The organism is Pseudomonas sp. GW821-FHT07G10, assembly GCF_059418545.1.
The window spans coordinates 26,703-45,686 of record NZ_JBWKQB010000032.1 but is presented as its reverse complement, the minus strand read 5'-3'; the positions used below and the strand labels follow the sequence as shown (position 1 = coordinate 45,686).

19 protein-coding genes are annotated in these 18,984 nt (G+C 57.0%); 8 read left to right on the top strand and 11 right to left on the bottom strand.

Going from position 1 to position 18,984, the window contains the following annotated elements; all coding sequences use genetic code 11:
• The first annotated feature begins 1 nt into the window (after position 1).
• Positions 2 to 1,615, top strand: a complete 1,614-nt coding sequence (locus AC07O1_RS26010; RefSeq protein ID WP_495090658.1) for a PEP/pyruvate-binding domain-containing protein — start codon at positions 2 to 4, stop codon at positions 1,613 to 1,615.
• 300 nt (positions 1,616 to 1,915) lie between these two features.
• On the opposite strand, the gene AC07O1_RS26005 is transcribed toward AC07O1_RS26010, so the two are convergent.
• The 8 genes from AC07O1_RS26005 to AC07O1_RS25970 all read right to left on the bottom strand — a co-directional run bounded on the left by AC07O1_RS26005 (position 1,916) and on the right by AC07O1_RS25970 (position 9,357).
• On the bottom strand, positions 1,916 to 2,809 hold the full coding sequence (locus AC07O1_RS26005; protein ID WP_495090657.1) for a CHAD domain-containing protein: 894 nt from the start codon (positions 2,807 to 2,809) through the stop codon (positions 1,916 to 1,918).
• Positions 2,810 to 3,298: 489 nt separating this feature from the next.
• The gene (locus AC07O1_RS26000; protein ID WP_495090656.1) at positions 3,299 to 4,207 is read right to left on the bottom strand and encodes a MurR/RpiR family transcriptional regulator; all 909 of its coding nucleotides are present in this window, start codon (positions 4,205 to 4,207) and stop codon (positions 3,299 to 3,301) included.
• 132 nt (positions 4,208 to 4,339) lie between these two features.
• Complete coding sequence (locus AC07O1_RS25995; protein ID WP_494992954.1) at positions 4,340 to 5,104, bottom strand: ABC transporter ATP-binding protein; 765 nt, start codon at positions 5,102 to 5,104, stop codon at positions 4,340 to 4,342.
• A gap of 18 nt (positions 5,105 to 5,122) precedes the next feature.
• A complete protein-coding gene (locus AC07O1_RS25990; protein WP_495090655.1) occupies positions 5,123 to 6,235 on the bottom strand; it encodes a succinylglutamate desuccinylase/aspartoacylase family protein in 1,113 nt (370 codons plus the stop codon).
• Between the two features lie 8 nt (positions 6,236 to 6,243).
• Entirely contained in the window at positions 6,244 to 6,942 is a 699-nt protein-coding gene (locus AC07O1_RS25985; RefSeq protein WP_494992952.1) for an ABC transporter permease, read from the bottom strand.
• 12 nt (positions 6,943 to 6,954) lie between these two features.
• On the bottom strand, positions 6,955 to 7,644 hold the full coding sequence (locus tag AC07O1_RS25980) for an ABC transporter permease (RefSeq protein WP_495090654.1): 690 nt from the start codon (positions 7,642 to 7,644) through the stop codon (positions 6,955 to 6,957).
• 92 nt (positions 7,645 to 7,736) lie between these two features.
• Positions 7,737 to 8,513 carry an ABC transporter substrate-binding protein gene (locus AC07O1_RS25975; protein WP_495090653.1) on the bottom strand — a complete coding sequence of 259 codons (777 nt, stop codon included), beginning with the start codon at positions 8,511 to 8,513 and terminating at the stop codon, positions 7,737 to 7,739.
• A 541-nt stretch (positions 8,514 to 9,054) separates the two neighbouring features.
• Complete coding sequence (locus tag AC07O1_RS25970) at positions 9,055 to 9,357, bottom strand: putative quinol monooxygenase (RefSeq protein ID WP_494992949.1); 303 nt, start codon at positions 9,355 to 9,357, stop codon at positions 9,055 to 9,057.
• A 1,083-nt stretch (positions 9,358 to 10,440) separates the two neighbouring features.
• Here AC07O1_RS25970 and AC07O1_RS25965 point away from each other — a divergent pair.
• Positions 10,441 to 10,899 carry a hypothetical protein gene (locus AC07O1_RS25965; RefSeq protein WP_495090652.1) on the top strand — a complete coding sequence of 153 codons (459 nt, stop codon included), beginning with the start codon at positions 10,441 to 10,443 and terminating at the stop codon, positions 10,897 to 10,899.
• Between the two features lie 131 nt (positions 10,900 to 11,030).
• Positions 11,031 to 11,615, top strand: a complete 585-nt coding sequence (locus AC07O1_RS25960; RefSeq protein WP_495090651.1) for a hypothetical protein — start codon at positions 11,031 to 11,033, stop codon at positions 11,613 to 11,615.
• Positions 11,616 to 11,930: 315 nt separating this feature from the next.
• Here the strand turns inward: AC07O1_RS25960 and AC07O1_RS25955 are convergent, their stop codons facing one another.
• Entirely contained in the window at positions 11,931 to 12,500 is a 570-nt protein-coding gene (locus AC07O1_RS25955; RefSeq protein WP_495013545.1) for a hypothetical protein, read from the bottom strand.
• A 406-nt stretch (positions 12,501 to 12,906) separates the two neighbouring features.
• Positions 12,907 to 13,386: a hypothetical protein gene (locus tag AC07O1_RS25950; RefSeq protein WP_495090650.1), complete on the bottom strand. Its 480-nt coding sequence runs from the start codon at positions 13,384 to 13,386 to the stop codon at positions 12,907 to 12,909.
• A 360-nt stretch (positions 13,387 to 13,746) separates the two neighbouring features.
• On the opposite strand from AC07O1_RS25950, the gene AC07O1_RS25945 reads away from it, so the two are divergent.
• Positions 13,747 to 14,076 carry a hypothetical protein gene (locus tag AC07O1_RS25945; RefSeq protein WP_495090673.1) on the top strand — a complete coding sequence of 110 codons (330 nt, stop codon included), beginning with the start codon at positions 13,747 to 13,749 and terminating at the stop codon, positions 14,074 to 14,076.
• A gap of 204 nt (positions 14,077 to 14,280) precedes the next feature.
• On the opposite strand, the gene AC07O1_RS25940 is transcribed toward AC07O1_RS25945, so the two are convergent.
• A complete protein-coding gene (locus AC07O1_RS25940) occupies positions 14,281 to 15,180 on the bottom strand; it encodes a LysR family transcriptional regulator (RefSeq protein ID WP_495013556.1) in 900 nt (299 codons plus the stop codon).
• 212 nt (positions 15,181 to 15,392) lie between these two features.
• Between AC07O1_RS25940 and AC07O1_RS25935 the strand changes: the two genes are divergently transcribed.
• From AC07O1_RS25935 to AC07O1_RS25920, 4 genes are all read left to right on the top strand, one after another.
• Positions 15,393 to 15,833 carry a DoxX family protein gene (locus tag AC07O1_RS25935; RefSeq protein WP_495013557.1) on the top strand — a complete coding sequence of 147 codons (441 nt, stop codon included), beginning with the start codon at positions 15,393 to 15,395 and terminating at the stop codon, positions 15,831 to 15,833.
• 76 nt (positions 15,834 to 15,909) lie between these two features.
• Positions 15,910 to 16,833, top strand: coding sequence for an NADP-dependent oxidoreductase (locus tag AC07O1_RS25930; RefSeq protein ID WP_495090649.1), 924 nt, complete (start codon positions 15,910 to 15,912; stop codon positions 16,831 to 16,833).
• Between the two features lie 330 nt (positions 16,834 to 17,163).
• On the top strand, positions 17,164 to 17,643 hold the full coding sequence (locus AC07O1_RS25925) for a VOC family protein (RefSeq protein WP_495090648.1): 480 nt from the start codon (positions 17,164 to 17,166) through the stop codon (positions 17,641 to 17,643).
• A 201-nt stretch (positions 17,644 to 17,844) separates the two neighbouring features.
• Complete coding sequence (locus AC07O1_RS25920) at positions 17,845 to 18,465, top strand: dihydrofolate reductase family protein (RefSeq protein ID WP_495090647.1); 621 nt, start codon at positions 17,845 to 17,847, stop codon at positions 18,463 to 18,465.
• Positions 18,466 to 18,984 lie beyond the last annotated feature (519 nt).

Below are 18,984 nucleotides of genomic sequence, written 5' to 3'. Positions count from 1 at the left end.
TATGAGCGACCTGCCCCTCATTCAGCAGATCTTCCATATCGGTGCCGGCGAGGCGGCACCGGCGGCCGGCGCCGATCGGCTCGGGGTCAAGGCCTGGAACCTCGCGGGCATGGCCGCGGCCGGTCTGCGGGTGCCGCCAGCCTTCGTTCTCACCACCGACTGGTACCGGGCCTGGCATCAGGCAGGAGGCGCGCTGCCGACACTCGGCGGTGCGCTGGTAGATCACATGCGCTGGCTGGAACAGCGCAGCGGCACCAGCTTCGGCGGCCACCGCCGGCCGCTGCTGGTGTCGGTGCGTTCCGGCGCGCCGGTGTCCATGCCGGGCATGCTGGAGACCCTGCTCAATATAGGACTGTGCGACGCCACTACCGCAGGAGTGCTGCGCACCACCGGCAACCCGCGCCTGGTGTGGGACTCCTACCGGCGCCTGGTGAGAAGCTACGCGGAAGTGGTGCATGCCGCACCGGCGGGTCGCTTCGATGATCTGACCGCCCGGCATCTCGCCACCGCGGGGGTCGCCGCTCCGGCAGAGCTCGACTTCCACGCGCTGCGCGCGCTCACCCGGGAGAGCCTCGAGCTGTTCCGCGCGGTAACCGGCCATGAGTTCCCCCAGAATCCGCAGGACCAGCTGCAGGGCGCGGTACTGGCGATCCTCAGATCCTGGGACTCGGGCAAGGCGGCGACCTTCCGCCGGCTCAACGACATCCCGGAAGGCCTCGGCACTGCGGTCGCGGTGCAGGCGATGGTGTTTGGCAACAGCGGCGGCACCTCGGGCTCGGGGGTCGCCTTCAGCCGCGACCCCGCGACCGGCGAGAAGCACTTGTACGTCGACTTCCAGTTCAACAGTCAGGGCGAGGACCTTGTCTCCGGCCGCCACGCGCTGGGCGACCTGAACCTGTTCGAGCGCTGCATGCCGACGCTGGCGGCCGAGGTGCAGGAGGCCGCCACGGTGCTCGAGGCCGCATTCGGGGACATGCAGGAATTCGAATTCACCATCGAGGAAGGCGTGCTCTACCTGCTGCAGACCCGCTCGGGCAAGCGCACCCCTTGGGCGGCGGTGGTGGTGGCGGTCGAGCAGGTGCGCGAGGGCCGGATCGACCCGGCGCGCGCCCTGGAACGGCTCGCGGGTCTGGATCTGGAGGCTGTCGGCCGCCGCCACCTGGCGCTGCGCCCCGGTGATATGCCGCTGGCGCGTGCCCTGCCCGCCAGCCCTGGGGTCGCCAGCGGCTGCATCGCCCTTAGCCTGGCCGCGGCGCAAGCGCTGCACCGAGCCGGCAGGTCGGTAATCCTGGTAAGGACGGAGATGGCGACCCAGGACCTCGCCGGCATCGCCCTGGCCAACGGCGTGCTCAGTGTGCGCGGCGGGCGCACCGCCCATGCTGCGGTGGTGGCACGGCAGATGGACAAGGTCTGCCTGGTCGGCTGCAACAGCCTGCACGTCGAGGCCGAGCGCGGCTACCTACAGTTCGCCAGCGGCGAGGTGCTGGCCGAGGGCGACCTGATCACCCTGGACGGCGACAGCGGCGAAGTCTGGCGCGGCGAGTACGAGACGCTGATCGAGCGGCCGGAGGCCTGGCTGGCCGACCTGCGGCGCTGGCGCGACGGCCCGGGTTAGCGCAGCGCGAGTGGTCTAAAACGCTATCCTGCCAACTGACGGCATCAATAATCAGCAAGCCTGAAAGCCTGAAAGCCGCAAGATAGAGCCATCACATGGCGTTTGGCCACATGCTGTGAACAAGCTATCATCTGCTCCTTGTGTCATTTCCCTGAGGACTTTACGGATGAAAGTTGAGATAAAACCAGCACAGAGCAAGGCTGGGTGGGAGGTAACATTGGGTACCTGCGCTGTGAGTTTTGGCAGTCATGAGCAAGCAGAAGCCTTTGCCGAGCGACTGCAAGCTCGACTCGATGCTCCTCATTCCCTACCGACAAGCTGCAGTGAAATGCTGACGGAATTGTCATTGCCCGCGAGCGCTACGTGAGTGGCATTGCCGTGCATCGGCAGGTCTTTATTTTGTTTTTTGCCAGATCTTTGAGGTAAGCGCTTTTTCGTCGCCAGTAGCCGTAGCAGCTGTGCCAACTGAGCCTCTGCTTTCATGAGTGCAGTTTCGGCTGCTGCGTGCCACACCTGCGCAAGCGGCTGCAGGTCTTTTTCGTGTTTGGCTTTGAGGCACCACTGGAAATGGTCGTGCCAAGCGCCGAGGGCTGACTGTACTGCCTTGAGCGATGCTGCGGCTTCATCAGACAGGAGTGAAAGTTGAGGAAAAGCATCGTTCAGGTAGCGCGTACGTTTGACCAGAATTCTTAACTGATGGCGATCAAACTGCGGGTCTGCTAACGCAGTCTTGAGACGCTCGACCTGCTTGTGCAAGCGTTTGATGATCTGCTTTTTAATATTGCGTAATGCGCCTGCCCGCTCAGCACTTCGGAAAACCAGGGGCCACTCATCCAGTTGTGAAAAGAGCTGGTTGATCGCACGGTCTCTAACAATCCGGCCATAGCTGGCCTGTAAAGTAGCCTTTCTGACATTGGCCTGCTTTGTGAACCCTTGCGCCTCAAGCTCTTCGATCAATACCTCCAGATCACGCTCGGGGGTGGTCAGCCTGCCCACCTCGGCGGCTGCCTCATTCAGTGGTGCGATGCCTTCTAATTCGCGTAATGGCCGTAACAGACTTCTTATGCGCCGCAGATTGATTCTGAGGTCATGCAACGCTTCACTGTCCGTCCTGGCGTCCATTCGGGCGTGAGCATGGTAGAGCCCTACCTCGATCGCTACGATTTGGGCAACGAACAAGTCTACGAATGCCATCAAATTCCATCCAACTGCAGAGATGATGGAGCCAGATTAGCAGAGGAAGTTTGGGCTTAGAGGAAAGCTTTCCTCAGTGAAACACTGATCGGGTCAATACGCAGGGTGCCGGGCAATAAACAACGACCTTCTGCCCGGTACAGGCATGTGTTTCATGCCCTCACTCAGCAGAAGGTCGTCGTATTCAGAACATCTAACGTTCGTCTGGCTCACATAACAGAACGCTTGCGCTCTGAGTTTTTCGTCAGCTTAGCGTGCATTCGTACTGGTTAGCGGCCATGAAACTTCCTCATCCCGTGTTGCCATGCTCTGCTTTCGCGCCCACTCCACGAAGTGCCTGCATTGGAAGCTAGCTATGCCAACCTTCAGGACCACCTGGCCGATCTGCTGCGTGAAGCGGTGAAGCACTCCGGTCTGGCGGCTGCGCCTCACGAGGGGTGATGCTGCCACCGGCAGGCGCTCGATGTGCCCGCCGCCTTGAGCGCGTTATCACTTCTTTGACGATTTGCTGCTATTGGGTATATGCAGGTAAGACATCACGCTTTCGGTCAGTTCGGTTGCCAGCTTCACGGCTTCTTTGTTGCGCGCCATCACGCCCGCCACCAATCCTTCGATCAGCGCGAGTACGGCGATGTTGGAACTGGTCAGTACCGGGTGGTCGGCGGGGGCAAATAGCACGTGCTGGGCAATATTGGTCAATGGCGAGGCGGGTGAGTCGGTGATCGCCAGCACTGTAGCGCCACGTTCATGGGCAAAGCGTGAGAGCTGCAGGGTGTCGAGGGAATAGCGCGGAAGCGAGATCGCCAACAGGATGTCCTGATCGGTGATGGCGGCCAGGCGGTAAGCGGCGTTTTCGTTGCCGCCCTCCATGCTGATGGCGGTGGCGTCGGCACAGAAGGGCATCAGGGTCGAGGCTGCGAGTCCCGCCATGTAGACGCTGTTGCCGAATCCCAGTATGTAAATTTTGCGGGCCTTGGTCAGGCAGGTGACGAAAGCTTCAAAGGTATCTGCATGGTTGTTGGTGCCTGCGGTGCCGAGATTGCTGGTAGCGCTCTGGATTTGCTCATGCAGGCCAAACGCGCCACCGGTGCGGTGTGCCAGTTCGTTGCGCAGTTTGTCGACCGGGGACACCATTTGCTGCAAGGTCGCCACCAGCTCGGCCTTCATGCCGGTGTAGCCCCCCAGATTCAAGGCCTTGGCCAGGCGGTTGACCGCGGCTGGTGAGGTAGACGTTTCGTGAGCCAGTTCCTCGATGGTCAGCGTGGCTGCCTTGAGTGGGTGACGCAGGATAAAGTCCGCCACCTTGCGCAGTGAAGGCTGCAAATCGGAAACGATTTCCGCCAGTTTGCGCATCACCGGTGCGGCATAGACAGTCGTGTTTTTCGATGGGGTCGGCATATCCGGCTCAACATTTTTTGATGGTTAGAAGGGACTGTGCCTGGTGCCCTGGCATAAGGTTGGCTGAAGTGTATCCGAAGCCAACCGTTGGCGTGCAGCGCCGAGCCAACGGTTGGTGAGTGAGGGTGCCGGTTATTTCAAACTGCCGGCCAGGAACTGCTGGAGGCGCTCGGACTGTGGCTTGACCAGCACTTCGCGCGGGTTGCCGCGCTCTTCGACCAGGCCTTTGTGGAGGAACACCAGTTGGTTGGATACCTCGCGAGCGAAGCCCATTTCATGGGTCACAACCACCATGGTCCGACCTTCCAGGGCGAGGTCCTGCATGACTTTAAGCACTTCGCCGACCAGTTCAGGGTCGAGTGCTGAAGTCGGCTCATCGAAGAGCATCACTTCAGGTTCCATGGCCAACGCGCGGGCAATCGCCACGCGTTGCTGCTCGCCGCCGGACATGTGCGCCGGGTAGGCGTCCAGACGGTGCGCCACGCCGACTTTGTTCAGGTAGTGCTCGGCCTTTTCCCGGGCCTGTTGCTTGTCCATGCCCAGGACATGCACGGGGGCCTCCATGACGTTTTCAAGGGCGCTCATGTGCGACCAGAGGTTGAAGTGCTGAAACACCATTGCCAGCCGCGAACGCATGCGTTGTAACTGCTTGGGCTCGGCGGCCTTGAGCCCGCCGGATTTGTTGGTCACCAGTTTCAACTGTTCGCCGTTAAGCAGAATCTTGCCCGCGTTGGGCTGCTCCAGCAGGTTGATGCAACGCAGGAAGGTACTTTTGCCAGAGCCACTGGAGCCGATGATGCTGATCACGTCACCGGCTTGCGCCTCCAGGGACACGCCCTTGAGTACTTCATGTGTGCCGTAACTTTTGTGTAGATCCTGAATCTCGAGTTTGTACATGGTTTCCACTCTTTTGAATCAGTCGCTGAGCAAGCGACCCTGGCGAATAGGGGTAACGCCTGCGACCTTGGCCAGCCACAATCCGGGCTGGGCAAAGCGCAGACGTTCGCGGGCATAGAGGATGCCGTCGGTGCTGGCAAGCACCACGCTGTGGCGATCGGTCAGCGGATCAATCACTTCGAACAGCGGGTCGCCGACCTTGACCCAGGCACCCACCGGTTGCAGAAAACTCACCACACCCGGGTGCGGTGCATAGGCGTATTGCGCACCGGCGAACGGCGTGGCTTCACAGCAGGTCGGCGGAGCGGCCGGCCAGTCACCGCTGATCAGGCCTTGTTCGGCAAGAAAGCCAAGAATGGCGTCTGCGCTGTCGACGCATTGCTCGCGCTCGGTGTCGGCCATGCCGCGCAATTCAATGGTGGTGGCCACACACGCCAGCGGAATATTGGCGGCTGGGAAGCGTTCGGCCAGGCGTAGCCAGGGAATGGCGCAGGCTTCATCGAACGCACTGCCGCCAGCATCCTGCGCCAACAGCGCGGCGCGAGCATTCAGGCGCGCGGCCAACGAGCGCAAGCGCGGCCAGTTTTGCGGCATGGCGTAAAGCAGCATGATCGACTCGAAGTCGCAGTGCAGGTCCAGTACGAAATCGGCATCGCAAGCGTGCTGCATCAGCAGTCGGCGCAGGCCATCGAGTTCCGATGTCGGTGCGCTCATGTTGGTGAGGGCATCGCTCATGGCGCGGCGGATGAGTGCGACGTTGGCGTTGGCATCCTCGCCCAATTGACCTTCCAGGTGTGGTGCCACGGCGTCAGCCAACTCCGGGAAGTCGCGATTGAAGTTCTTCCCGCTGGAGAACTCGAAGCGGCCCTGGTGGGTGGCCTGGAACATCTGCGCGATACCGATCGGATTGGCCATCGGCACCAACTCGATCACGCCCGTCAGGCGGCCTTGCTCTTCCAGCTCGCGCAGGCGGCGTTTGAGTTCAACGGCGACGCGCATGCCCGGCAACTCGTCGGCATGCAGCGATGCCTGGATATAAGCCTTGCGCGGCCCGCTGCCAAAACGAAACAGCGACAGGTGTCGTTCAGTGCCCGAGGCACTCCACGGCAACAGGTATTGAATGTGCTTCATAAAGTTCCTTAGTGCTTGCGCGGTGCCAGATACGCCAGCCAGCGGCGCTCGGCCAGCTTGAACAGACGAACCAGGATGAAGGTCAGGACCAGGTAGATGAGGCCGGCGGTGATGAAGGCCTCGAACGGCAGATAGAACCGCGAACTGACCGTACGCGCGGCCCCGGTGATGTCGACCAGCGTGACGATGGACGCCAGGCTGGTGGTTTGCAGCATCATCAGCACTTCGTTGCTGTACTGCGGCAGCGCCCGGCGCAAGGCCGACGGCAGGAGAATGCGGCGGTACAGGGTAAAGCGCGACATGCCCATGGCCTTGGCCGCTTCGATCTCTCCGCAGGAAGTGGACTTCAAACTACCGGCCAGGAGTTCCGCGCTGTAGGCACTGGTATTGATCGCAAAGGCCAGGCAGGCACAAAAGGTCGCGCTGGACAGGTAAGGCCAGAGCACGCTTTGGCGTACCGCTTCAAACTGCGCGAGCCCGTAATAGATCAGGAACAATTGCACCAGCATTGGCGTGCCGCGAATCACATAGGTGTAAAGCCAGGCAGGGAAGTTGATCAGCGGTGATCTGGACACCCGCATCAGCGCCAACGGAATTGCCAGCACCAGTCCAAAGGCCAGGGAAATCAGCAGAACTTTCAGGGTCAGCAAGGCGCCATTGAAGTACAGCGGCAGGTTTTCCCAGATCAGGTTGTAGTCGAGGATCATGTTCGCTCCCAATCACAGTTCGGCGGCTTTGGTGCCGACCGAGTAGTGTTTTTCCAGATAGCGCAGCACCAGCAACGAGAGGCTGGTCAGCATCAGATAAAGAGCCGCCACCGCGAGGAAAAAGGTAAAGGGCTCATGGGTTGCATCCGCTGCGTTCTTGGCCTTGAACATCATGTCCTGCAAACCGATGACCGAGATCAGCGCGGTAGATTTGGTCAGTACCAACCAGTTGTTGGTGAAGCCGGGAATGGCGAAACGAATCATCTGTGGCACCAGAATCCGCCAGAACACCTGCGCGCCATTCATGCCGTAGGCTGCCCCGGCCTCGCCCTGACCTTTAGGGATCGCCATAAAGGCGCCGCGAAAGGTTTCCGAGAGATAGGCGCCGAAAATGAAGCCCATGGTGCAGACGCCGGCGATAAAGGGATTGATGTCGAAGTACCGGGTGTAACCGAGCGCAAGGGCAATGCGGTTCACCAGATCCTGGCCGCCGTAGAAGATCAGCAGAATCAACACCAGGTCCGGGATGCCGCGAATAACGGTTGTGTAACCTTCGCCCAGCGCCGCCAGCCATTTGATCGATGACAAGCGAAATGCTGCACCGATCAGACCCAGGGCAATGGCCAGGGTCATGGAGGTCAGGGCCAGATTAATAGTCAGCCAGGCGCCATCGAGAATGCTCGATCCGTAGCCGTGAAGCATGATGAAGTTCCTCAAACGAGCGCCGGGAGGCGCGCGGGACAAGCCAAAGGCGGCGCCTGCAACGGGCCGGCGCCGGAGTTACGGGTGGACGCTTATTCGCCGTAGATATCGAACGCGAAGTACTTGGCCATCACTTGCTGGTACTTGCCATTGGACCGGATAGCGTCAATCGCTGCACTCAGGCGTGCGGCGTTCGCGCTGTCACCTTTGCGCACGGCGATCCCGGCGCCTCTGCCGAAGTATTTCGGGTCGTTGATGTCCGGCCCTACCAAGGCGAAACCTTTCCCGGCAGGCGTTTTGATAAAGCTTTCATCGGTGTTGACGATGTCTGCGAGCGTAGCGTCCAGACGACCTGAAGCCAGATCAAGGAACGCTTCATTCTGTGCGGAGTAGCGCACGACCTCGACCCCGGCTTTCTCAAGCTGCTCAGTGGCAAAGCGGTCGTAAGTCGAGGAGCGTTGCACGCCGACTTTCTTGCCTTTGAGATCAACCAGAGGGTTGTTGATCACGCTGCCGTCCTTCATCGCGAACTTGCCCGGCGTGTGGTAGTACTTTTTGCTGAAGTCGACTGACTTCATGCGGTCATCGGTAATCGACATCGATGACAGCACAGCATCGATCTTGCGTACTTTCAGCGAGGGGATCATGCCGTCGAATTCCTGAATGACCCATTGGCATTTGACCTTCATCTCCTCGCATAGCGCGTTACCGATGTCGTAATCGAAACCGCTGACGTTGCCTTCCGGGGTCTTGAAAGAGAAGGGTGGGTAGGCGGCTTCGATACCGATACGCAGACTCTCTTCGTCGGCGTGGGCCAGGATGCTGAAGGCGCAAAGTGCCAGAGCACCTAGAAGTCCAGTCTTGTTCATATTGTTGACTCCTTTTGTAGGGTGTTTGGGTGGTTCGATACCCGCAAGTACCCGGCGTGGGCGCTTCTCGGGGAACTGCTGTGGCTGAGGTACTGCCTCAGTCGGCGTCGCGATCTGCCCTGAAAGGTGAGGGTGCTTGCCGTCCGGTCTGGCGAGGTGGGTCGGTATTGATGATCTTGTCGAGCCTATAAATGACACGTTTTATTTCATAAATCAAATTTATGAAAATAAAAACATCATTTCTGGTGAGTCTCCAGCCGGGTCGTCATTTCTGCAGATGGGTGCAAACCGGGGGGGCGTGGGCGTACCAGATCCGTCGCAATAACGAATTCACGCTGAGGTTGAAAGGGCGGAAGGGGGGAACAAGCGCAGCGTTGCATCGGGTGGGCAACGCTGGAGCGAAGGCCGCGCAGCCCCGTTACAGCACCGCTACGCGTATGTTGGCAACGATCTGCAGGATCTCTACGGCGTTGATCCCCTGCACATCGGAGAGGCAACGCGGGCAGCAGGGACGTTGCCTGGAGCGCCTTGTCGAGCCGGCTTAACCGGGTAGTTTGGCCGCAAGGACGTCAACCTGCTCGATTGACGGCGGTTTGGCAAACAGCTCGGGAGCCTTGGCCATAAGCGCCGCTGCGACCTTGCCCGAAAGATGGGCCTGCCGGCCTGCTTCATCCGGGAAGGCGTCAAAGATGCCAAAGGTGGACGGTCCCAAGCGGATTGCGAACCAGGCCGTGGTGGCTGGCTCTTGCTCCACGATTGGAAGGCCACCCAGGAGAAAGCTCTCTACCTCTTTCTCTTTCCCGGGTTTTGCTTGCAGACGAACGAACAACGCTACTTTGACCATGATGTGCCTCCTGTTGCTATGACTGCATCACCCTGCGTCACGCTTTCCAGCAAGCCCGACGCGATACTCTCCGATTCGGCATAGACACCCGCCACAACGGTACTGCCCAGCCGCCCAAGCGTTGCAATGTGGCCGTTGCCGCCGCCTCTGAGGGTGTTGCTTCAGACGCAGCATTGAGTCAGTGGGCTTCCAGGACTCGTGCCGAGTAAACCAGCATAGTTCTTTGAGTAAACTTCATTGGCGCTAAATTTTTGCTGATCGGCAGTTCCTGGCCGAAAGCGGTCAGTAGTGAATGGCCGCAATCGGCCAGGAGCGGTCAGCCATGATTGGCTCCATTTGCTCCGGCCAAACCATTGATTGAGGTCCAATTAGCCCTTGTTCATTGCTGTCAGCGCCGTCATCTAGACTCCATGCGTCCTCAACGGAATGTAATGCGCCGAAATCAGATCGAGATCGCAAAATCGGTTTGCCACCCAATGTCAGGCACAACTCTTCCTCGATCAGCAAGGATGTCGACGATGAGCCATGCGTTAAACGTATTTTCGGCTTCAATTTTTTCGCTGACCGTTTGCGTGCCGCTGAGCTAGGCGACAGAAAAGCCGCCGACCACGGATCCTAAGCACCGTAACGACTTTTCATGGCGGTTTCCGACGCGCATGATTTACGCTCGACTGCATTATAATTGCCCTAATACGCTTCTCTACCGTAATGCTGAAATGATGACCGAGCCGAATTCAACTCTATCAATATTTTGAGGTGTGACTTGAGGAAACAGGAACCATGTAGACTCTGCCAAAAAAATAATCACCTGTGTGATTCGCATATCATACCTAAAGGCTTGCTCAAAATATCTAAAGGCAAACACAAACAACTCATTGCATTAGACAGCAGCAAAAAAAACGGAACCGAGTCCGGAACTCCTTTTTTAGACAACGTTAACTGGAATGAAAAGCTTCTCTGTAGCGATTGCGAAAAACACATTAATCTTTCGTACGAAATCTCACAAATAGCTGTCTTGAAACAAAAAAAATTGAACACGCTACTCGCTTGACCATTACAGGATTCGACTACGAGCGCTTTTATATGTTCTGGCTTAGTATTTTATGGCGAGCCTCCAAATCATCACACTCTATGTTCAAGGCTGTGCAACTACCATCAGAATTGGACGAACTAATAAGACAGGCTTTAAGAAACGGCTCATTAGTCGGGGGTGCCGCCGGTCTGCAGGACTTTCTTCAAATAGGGGTTTCCAGGTGGTTTTGGGACGGAGCAGATACGAGATCCGTTATAAGCAGTTTTATATCAATCAACCACAAGGAAACCGTCTGCCTCACATTCTTAGTTAGCGGCCTCGCGATTATTTATCAGTTTTCGAGTGAGCCCTTTTACCCGCTTCCATCCGGCTTCAGTTTAATAAAAAAAACGTTTTCATTTCGAATGGAAAAGCTATCACCCGGACAGTCTCCTATTTTAGATGAAATACTTGCCGCCGCGAGAGAAGCAGCAATCGATATTCAAAACTCCAAAAATATTCGCAGCTGATAGCATGGGCCCCATTTCAACATTATTATTGGATGAAGTTAAAGAGGATGCCGTGGATAAGGAATCGAACCCCCGCTAGCAAATTCGTTGAGTATGCGCCGGGGATACTTCCACTCTTTGGAGCACTGTTGATGACGCATGAGCTGAGAGCCTATGGACGACAGCTTGCCAAGGATATGGAGAGTCTTTGGTCAATGAATGACATTCTTCGAGAGGATCTGCATACGTTGCTGGACGTTTTCAATGATGATCGGAGCAACCAGGTGCTGCGTCGCTCGCTGGTAAGGGCATCATGGGCCTATGTTGAAGGTCTGGTCTTCGGAGTTAAGAGAATGACATTAACAGCCGTCGACCTCGGAGCTGTGGAAGTGACACGCAAAGAGCGTCGATTCTTGACGGAGGAGCGATTCGACGTATCGGTTGATGGCAAGGTTAATGTCAGGGGAAATCGCGAGGGTGCGGTCGAGAACATCAAGCGGACTTTCAAAATAGCTGCCAAGCATTTTGCTCTAAATTGGGTACCGCAATTCGACGAATCAGATTTAGAACGTATTAACACATCTATCCAACTTAGAAACCGAATCGTACACCCTCAATCCGCTGCGGGACTCGTTATTGCCGATACCGAATTAGAAGGGCACAACGATGCTTTCGAGTGGTTCTCGACGATGTTCAAGGAGTTTTTTGAGGACATGTTGGCCTGTCATGGTGGGTAGTTGTATCCCACTTCCTCGCAGGTTTGCATTCCTATCAACCAGATAAATACATCGGTGCCGATCACCATTTTCGTCCGCGTTGACCAATGTACTGAATCGCCACTGTTTCCTATACTCACTCGAAAGTCCGCTTTGGCCGATTTCTGCCTGTCTCCACCGTCAGCTTTGGGTCGTAAGCAGCCGGCCGCGAACGACTGCTATTGGCCGTTTTCTGCCGGTCACGAAGGGCTACAATCGGCCAAAAGGAAACGGTCTTGAAAACCGTCGGCTGTAACAGGTCCATGAGTCTCAAAATCAGAATAACTAACTTCCTGGCTACTCATTTTTTTTCCCACATAAATAAACTCTTGAGAAGTTAGCCAGACACCAATAAATCAGCGCAAACCCATACCCCAAAAGCATAGAGATCCCAGAGGAATAGATCACTTGAATAAATTTTGACTCATAGATACACATCCTCATGCAATTCGGCTCTGCCGGAAGCGTAACATTCAAGAAAAATAGTCCAATGCAAATCATCACCAATCCCGGTAATGCTTTCAGATGACGCCTCCACCCGGTAAGCGAACCAACATACATTTCCCTATAGGGTTTCCATCGCGCGACAAGAAAGGCGTAATAAAAACTAAACAACCAAGCCAGTAAAAATATTAATTGTGTAGCCTCAGGAAATGACGATTTTCCGGCCCAAACGTTTATCGATGAGATATTGGCTCCGGCGATCGCGGCAAGCCCCGCCACCCATTGAACCCCCATAACGTCCTCACTATACCCGCCAAAAACTATTACAGACGTGAACAATAATGGAAGCCAAACTATCCACCTTCGATAAAAAGCATCACCAGCAATTTCCTGCACAAGCTTCGAAGTTGATGGATTACGCATACGCCCTCCTTAACACCGTCTAATTAACGTTCTCTCATACCTTTGATCAGATGTTTTTCTAACGGACTTGTCCTGCCTCGGTGGACCCCAGGTCACCACTGAGCCGGCGAGCATTGCCTGAAGATCGTCCAGGCTCAGGAATTGACGGGCGCGCAATTGACGCGGCTTCCACCAATCCGGCGCAACGAAATACAGCATCTTGTCGACGTCGAAGATCGAATTGATGAACTCGGACAGGACATTTCGACCGCGAGGGTCCACGGCCGTGTACTGTGTCTCTGTCATCAGCGAACTGATTAGGCTGAGGTAAACGACGATGCGCTCTTCTGCCACCTTGATGTACGACTCCTGTGTCTTGCGGGCGTTTTCGTTCGAGGCCGCGATGCCGGTCGCCCTGATTTACAGTCTATTTCGGGATGTATTTGGACAGGGTTGCCTTAAGCGCCTCGGTGACAAGAGCAATCAGAATTGGCTGGGAACTCAACTGCATATCTCTACCAATTTCGGATTGTTGTTCTTTCACTTTTCCCGCGTATTTTGATGCGCGGCCTTCAGATACGAGTGATGACAACTCTTCTTGAGAGAATGACTTCTCATAGGCTGCTGCAAGGTTTTCATTCCACTTAGGCTGATACTGCGGCAGCAATGCATTGATTTCATCAGACACGGCACTGCTTGCATCTGCACTTCCCAGCTTTGTGGCGATCATCGCGTAGGTGTTCGTTCTTTTCGCTGCCAAAAGTGCAAGGGTAGAGAGGTTACTACCTATCTGTGCCTGGGCAACGAATGTGCGAGCATCCTTATGAGAGGGTGTTTCAGCAGACACTGTATTTGAAAACGCGACGAGCACTGTGAACACGATAGTGGCAGAAAAAATCCTTTTCATTTTCCAGCTCCATAGGAGGGAAATAAGTGTTTCATCAGCGTAGTTTCATCCCGGAGGTTGTGCCACTTAGTGACCACTGTTGCGGCAGGTGGTTTGAGCGCGCCGAGACTTTGAATAGCCTCGTTGAGGAAACTCGAATCACACCGGCTTTTTAGGCGCCACGACGGACTGCTTTTGGCCGGTTGCAGTCAGTCACCACTGGCAGAGAACGACCCGAAACAGCGGCTACTGTCTGGACCCATCTCGGCCGGGTGTCACTGAGTAACTCCAGCAAGCCGAATAGAAGGCATATTGCTGGCCCCCAAGCCTGAAAGTTATCGCCAAAATTACTTTATTTTCAGGTGGTTAGGCGGAATGCAAATGCGGAATGTATTGATCGCGCTCATCTCGTTGGCCCTGGCGAGCGTTGCAGTCTCTGCCCAGGCCAGGGAGCTGATGTCGAATGATCGGTTTATGTGCAGCTGGGGAGCGGGTACCGCGCAACGAGCCCAGGAACTCAAGCTGTCGGGGGTTTCACTGTATGCCGCTCGCCAGAAGATACAGGCTTACAAGTTTAGCAAGGGGTGGATGCGAATGATGGCCTTGGGCATTACCGAGCAAACCTACGACAGTAAATCCCGATTCAAGCCCGCTGCCGTCCGGCAGAGCTTCTATGAAGAGTGCGTCAGGTATAAGTTGGCGCGTAAATGACGATGTGGCATGGAGGCCTTGGCGCTGGTGCAGATTGCCGCACACAAGAGAAGCGCCAGGAAGTGATTCACCTTTGTAATGGCAGGGCTCCTGATCGGGCGCGGCGACGCTGCCACGGCGAGGAGGAATTTGCCACACGCAAAGAACACGCAATAGCCGAATAAAGTCGACGCTAATGGTCGAAAAACTGGAGTGATCGGTGCTTTACTCGTGTTGCTGTGCGAAGCGCTCGATCAGCCATTTTGCCGCCGGACCGGGCGGTGTATCCGTGCGATAGATGGCATCGAAGCTGTAGACACCGCTTTTGAGGTCCGGCATGTCGAGTTGCACAAGGCGGCCTGCCGCCAAGTCATCCCTGACCATGGACAACGGCATGTTGCCCCAGCCGATCCCTTCCCTGAGCAGCATGTGTTTGGCCCCCAGATCTGCCAGGCGCCAGGTCCTCGTGCCGATGACGGCGAAGTCCTTGCCTTGGGTCAAGGGTGAACGATCCGACAGCACCAACTGGACGTGCTCGCGTCCAGCGCCTGGGGCGTTCAGCCGAGTCGTTGCCAGCGGGTGGCTGGGCGCTGCGACCGGCACCAGTTCGACGCTACCGATGCCGATGCGCTCGATTCCATCGATGATGTTATCGAGTTGGCCACCCACACCGATGCTGGCCTTGCGATTGAGCACGAGCTGAGTGACGGCGCCCAGGGCTTCCATATGAAGGTGCAGGGATACGGTCGGAAAAGTCTCCTGGAATGATTTGAGCGCATCGACCACGCGCTCGGCAGGCAACAGCACATCGAGCACCAGGTGGATCTCTGCCTCCAGGCCTTGCAGCAGCCCCTTTACCTTGGCCCGCAACCCATTGACCCCATTGGTGATGGTGCGTGCTTCGGCGAGCACGGTACGTCCCGCATCGGTCAGCTGGGGTTTGCGGGTGGTGTTTCTATCGAACAGAACAACGCCGAGTTGCATCTCCAGATTGGAAATCGAGTAGCTGATGACAGAAGTGGCCCTGCTCAGTTTTCGTGCCGCCGCGGCAAAACTGCCGACCTCGACAACCGTCAGGAATACACGCAGTTGATCGAGAGTGGGGGTGCCTGGGTCTGAGATCATTTCGATTTCCTTGAACACTTGCGGGGGTATTTATGTTGATTTCACGTGCAGTAGTGCCGCAAGAACCAGAAGAGCAGGGCGCCATTACATTTCGAAAAACTAGAACGTAATCGTCGAAATTAGTCGGCTATTGCGATTGTAGAGTGGGTGGCAGACTTTCCTCAATGCGGCGCTCCATGGTGGATGTGCCCTATTTGATGGAAGAACAACCCATGTCTCAATCTACAGCAACTACCTCCCGCGATACCCATGAACTGTCCGGCTCTGTCGCTACCACCGCCACGGCTGCTCTGGTCGGCCGTGTGTTCCTCAGCGCCATCTTCATCCTCTCGGGCGTCTCCAAACTGAGCGCCCCGGCGATGATGATCGGCTACATCGGTTCGGTTGGTCTGCCGTTCCCGCAGCTCGCTCTGGCATTGGCCATCATCATCGAAATCGGCGGCGGTATTGCTCTGATCGCTGGCTACCGCACTCGTACTGTTGCGCTGGTGCTTGCCCTGTTCAGCGTGTTCACCGCCCTGGCATTCCATAACGGTCTGAGCGACCAGAACCAGTTCATCCACTTCTTCAAGAACATCGCCATGGCGGGCGGCCTGTTGCAGGTCGTCGCGTTCGGCGCCGGTCGCTTCAGCCTCGATGCCCGTCGTCGCTGAGCCAATGGCGCCGCAGTGAATGAACGCTTGCGGCGCCTCCCGGGTTTCATCTTTCGAAATCATCCGAGGATTCACCATGAAAGCCATACGTGTGCATGAATACGGCAGCCCAGATGTGCTGCGCCTGGAAGACATCGCCGACCCGCTTGCGGGGGAGGGCGAGGTGCTGATCGACGTGGAAGGTGCCGCGGTCAACCCGATCGATTGGAAGATTCTTTCCGGCTCCATGAAAGCCTTCATCCCGTTGCCGTTGCCCTACACGCCGGGCACCGAAGTGGCGGGAACGATTTCCGCGATTGGCAAGGGTGTGAGTGGTTTTGCGGTCGGCGATAAGGTATTTGGTTTTATCGGTATCGTCGGCGGATATGCCACAAAGGCTGCCGTACCAGCAGATCGCCTGGCGCTCAGGCCGCGCAGTCTTTCTGCCCTGCAGGCCAGTGGTGTGGCAACGGCGGCACTGACGGCCTGGCAAGCGTTGCATGAGCATGCGGGCATCAAGGCGGGTCAGCGAGTGCTGATTCACGGTGCCGCCGGCGGAGTCGGCAGCATGGCCGTGCAGATAGCCAGGCATGCCGGTGCCACGGTCATTGCCACCGCTTCGAGCGGAAACCATGACTATCTGGAAAAAATCGGCGCGAATCAGCTGATCGACTACCGTAGCCAGGCCTTCGAGGAGGTGGTGGCGGATGTGGATATCGTGCTTGACCTGATTGGCGGCGAAACCCAGCTACATTCCTGGAAGGTATTGAAGCGGGGCGGGGTCCTGGTGTCGCCGGTCAGTGCGCCGAACGCAGAGTTGGCGAAGGTGCACGGCGTTTCAGCGAAAAACTTCGCCACTCGGCCGGATGGCAGGCAACTCACGGCCATCGCCGAGTTGTTCGATGCCGGCCAACTCTCTATAGAGGTCGAAGTGTTCCCGATCTCGCAGGTGAAGCAGGCCGTAGGAAAAAGTATGGCCGGACATACACGTGGCAAGATCGTACTCAATCTTGGCCAATAAAAATCAGGCAATAAAAGACCGCAAGCATGCAGGCGATCGCTTGATTGCATCGCCTGATTTGTTGACGAGGTGCAAAAGCTTTAGCAGTTGGAATCAGAGCTTATGACTGGCGGAGGAAATGAGCGTCAGTTTTGGGGCGGTCTGCGTCGTGAGTACTGTGAAAACGCGTCGGCCATGGGCTTGATCCAATGTGTGAATACAATCCACTCGATCGGCGCCGTGGGGGACGATCGCGCATGCGCACTACCCCATGGTAGGCAAGTTGCCGAAGTGGTCAGGCTGGCTGCGCGGCTAGAATGAAGGTGTCAGTCCCGATTTTGGAGAACCAAGATGGTCAGCAAGAACACGATTTGTCTCTTGTTCGACGGGGACGCGTTGGACGCTGCGAAGTTCTACGCCGAGACGTTCCCGGACAGCGCGGTGGGAGCTGTCCTTCGTGCGCCTGGCGACTATCCGGCGGGCAAGCAGGGCGATGTCTTGACGGTCGAGTTCACGGTGATGGGCATCCCTTGTCTCGGGCTGAACGCGGGGGCGGCGTTCAAGCACAACGAGGCTTTCTCGTTCCAGGTTGCGACCGACGACCAAGCCGAAACGGACCGCTTGTGGGACGCGATTGTCGGAAACGGCGGCCAGGAAAGCGTATGCGGCTGGTGCAAGGACAAGTGGGGACTGTCGTGGCAGATCACACCACGCGTCCTGACGGCCGCGATAGCCGATCCCGATCGAGCGACGGCCAAGCGCGCGTTCGAAGCCATGATGGGGATGAGAAAGATCGACATCGCTGCGATCGAAGCGGCTCTTGAGCGTTAACCCGCGCGGCTTGGGGCTGGGCGCTGTCGGATGCTGGCCGGTGCTCAAGCCAAGCGCTGGACAAGGCGTCATCCGGGCATCGCACTGTCGATTTCGCAGAGCCTCGTTCGACTATCCGTCAGGGAATGAATCTGATTGGTCGCAGTGATCGTAGGCGTTCCCTGTATGAGAACTTTCACGAGGACGAACCAGGAGAAGAGTATGCGCAAGCTCACCGTTGCCGCTTTCATGAGTCTGGATGGCGTTATTCAAGCGCCCGGCGGGTCTGAAGAAGATCCCGGCGGCGAATTCCGCCTCGGTGGCTGGATAGTGCCCTACGCCGACGAAGCCTTTGGCCAGGCCATACAGGACCTGTTCGCGCAGCCGTTCGAGTTGTTGCTGGGGCGTCGCACCTACGACATATTCGCGGCGTATTGGCCGCACAGACGGGCCGATTCAAAAAACCGCGTCATCGCTAACCTGTTCAACAGCGTGCCCAAGCACGTGGCCACGCATCGATCCGATACGCTTGATTGGCAGAACAGTCATGCGTTGGAGGGAAACCTTGCTGACGCGATACGCGCGCTCAAGCACCAGGACGGCGCCCACCTATTGACGCAGGGCAGCGGCGATATGGTGCGCCAACTGCTTGCAGCCGGGTTGGTGGACGAGCTTCGGCTTATGATTTTTCCCATCGTACTTGGGCGCGGCAAGCGCCTGTTTGGCGACAACGCACAAGCGTCGGCCTTCACTTTGGCGCACTCGATCAGCACGCCTGGCGGTGTGCTGATCACCCATTACGTGCGCAGCGGCGACGTGCGCACAGGAGCGTTTGAAGAGTAGGAAAAGCCCGTGACGCCTGACAACTCGTTGAAGGCCGACGTCCCTGACGGGCCACGGCCTTCACGGGAGCAGGCGCATGGTCGAGCAAACACACCTGCCTCTGCGACCAATCAGATTCATTCCCTAACTGCCCGCATTGAATGAAATCAATGCGGGTTCTCTTGAGGTCGGTTGTCAGGCTCACGAAAAGCGGTCGACAGCTGCGCGAAAAAGCCCTGACTATGAGTCTCTCTGAGGCGACTGGCCTCGCGCCAGACGAGTTCGCTAAAGTGCAAAAGGCGATCGTGGCGCTGCGGAACAATCTTATCAAGTCAGTCCGAAACGGCGAATGAGCGATTAACGGTCGTATTGTCGCTATCCCTTTCCGGTCTTGACACATCGAGGGCTCGGCGGTCTCAGTCGCAGAGCGCGAGCGCAGATGGTGTGTGGTGTGGCTTTGCAGAAAAGGTCGATAGGCGGTGCAATGATTCGTTACGCGATTGCAGCCTTGTTTCCACCGGATCTCACGCGCGGGGCGAA

Bases quoted from the DNA above. Each gene is read 5' to 3' on its own strand.
- AC07O1_RS25920 (WP_495090647.1), top strand. From the start codon at position 17,845: ATGCGCAAGCTCACCGTTGCCGCTTTCATGAGTCTGGATGGCGTTATT.
- AC07O1_RS25960 (WP_495090651.1), top strand. From the start codon at position 11,031: ATGACGCATGAGCTGAGAGCCTATGGACGACAGCTTGCCAAGGATATG.
- AC07O1_RS25930 (WP_495090649.1), top strand. From the start codon at position 15,910: ATGAAAGCCATACGTGTGCATGAATACGGCAGCCCAGATGTGCTGCGC.
- AC07O1_RS25990 (WP_495090655.1), bottom strand. From the start codon at position 6,235: ATGAAGCACATTCAATACCTGTTGCCGTGGAGTGCCTCGGGCACTGAA.
- AC07O1_RS25955 (WP_495013545.1), bottom strand. From the start codon at position 12,500: ATGCGTAATCCATCAACTTCGAAGCTTGTGCAGGAAATTGCTGGTGAT.
- AC07O1_RS25945 (WP_495090673.1), top strand. From the start codon at position 13,747: ATGCGGAATGTATTGATCGCGCTCATCTCGTTGGCCCTGGCGAGCGTT.
- AC07O1_RS25965 (WP_495090652.1), top strand. From the start codon at position 10,441: ATGTTCTGGCTTAGTATTTTATGGCGAGCCTCCAAATCATCACACTCT.
- AC07O1_RS26005 (WP_495090657.1), bottom strand. From the start codon at position 2,809: ATGGCATTCGTAGACTTGTTCGTTGCCCAAATCGTAGCGATCGAGGTA.
- AC07O1_RS26000 (WP_495090656.1), bottom strand. From the start codon at position 4,207: ATGCCGACCCCATCGAAAAACACGACTGTCTATGCCGCACCGGTGATG.
- AC07O1_RS25985 (WP_494992952.1), bottom strand. From the start codon at position 6,942: ATGATCCTCGACTACAACCTGATCTGGGAAAACCTGCCGCTGTACTTC.
- AC07O1_RS25950 (WP_495090650.1), bottom strand. From the start codon at position 13,386: ATGAAAAGGATTTTTTCTGCCACTATCGTGTTCACAGTGCTCGTCGCG.
- AC07O1_RS25940 (WP_495013556.1), bottom strand. From the start codon at position 15,180: ATGATCTCAGACCCAGGCACCCCCACTCTCGATCAACTGCGTGTATTC.
- AC07O1_RS25925 (WP_495090648.1), top strand. From the start codon at position 17,164: ATGGTCAGCAAGAACACGATTTGTCTCTTGTTCGACGGGGACGCGTTG.
- AC07O1_RS25935 (WP_495013557.1), top strand. From the start codon at position 15,393: ATGTCTCAATCTACAGCAACTACCTCCCGCGATACCCATGAACTGTCC.
- AC07O1_RS25975 (WP_495090653.1), bottom strand. From the start codon at position 8,513: ATGAACAAGACTGGACTTCTAGGTGCTCTGGCACTTTGCGCCTTCAGC.
- AC07O1_RS25980 (WP_495090654.1), bottom strand. From the start codon at position 7,644: ATGCTTCACGGCTACGGATCGAGCATTCTCGATGGCGCCTGGCTGACT.
- AC07O1_RS25995 (WP_494992954.1), bottom strand. From the start codon at position 5,104: ATGTACAAACTCGAGATTCAGGATCTACACAAAAGTTACGGCACACAT.
- AC07O1_RS26010 (WP_495090658.1), top strand. From the start codon at position 2: ATGAGCGACCTGCCCCTCATTCAGCAGATCTTCCATATCGGTGCCGGC.
- AC07O1_RS25970 (WP_494992949.1), bottom strand. From the start codon at position 9,357: ATGGTCAAAGTAGCGTTGTTCGTTCGTCTGCAAGCAAAACCCGGGAAA.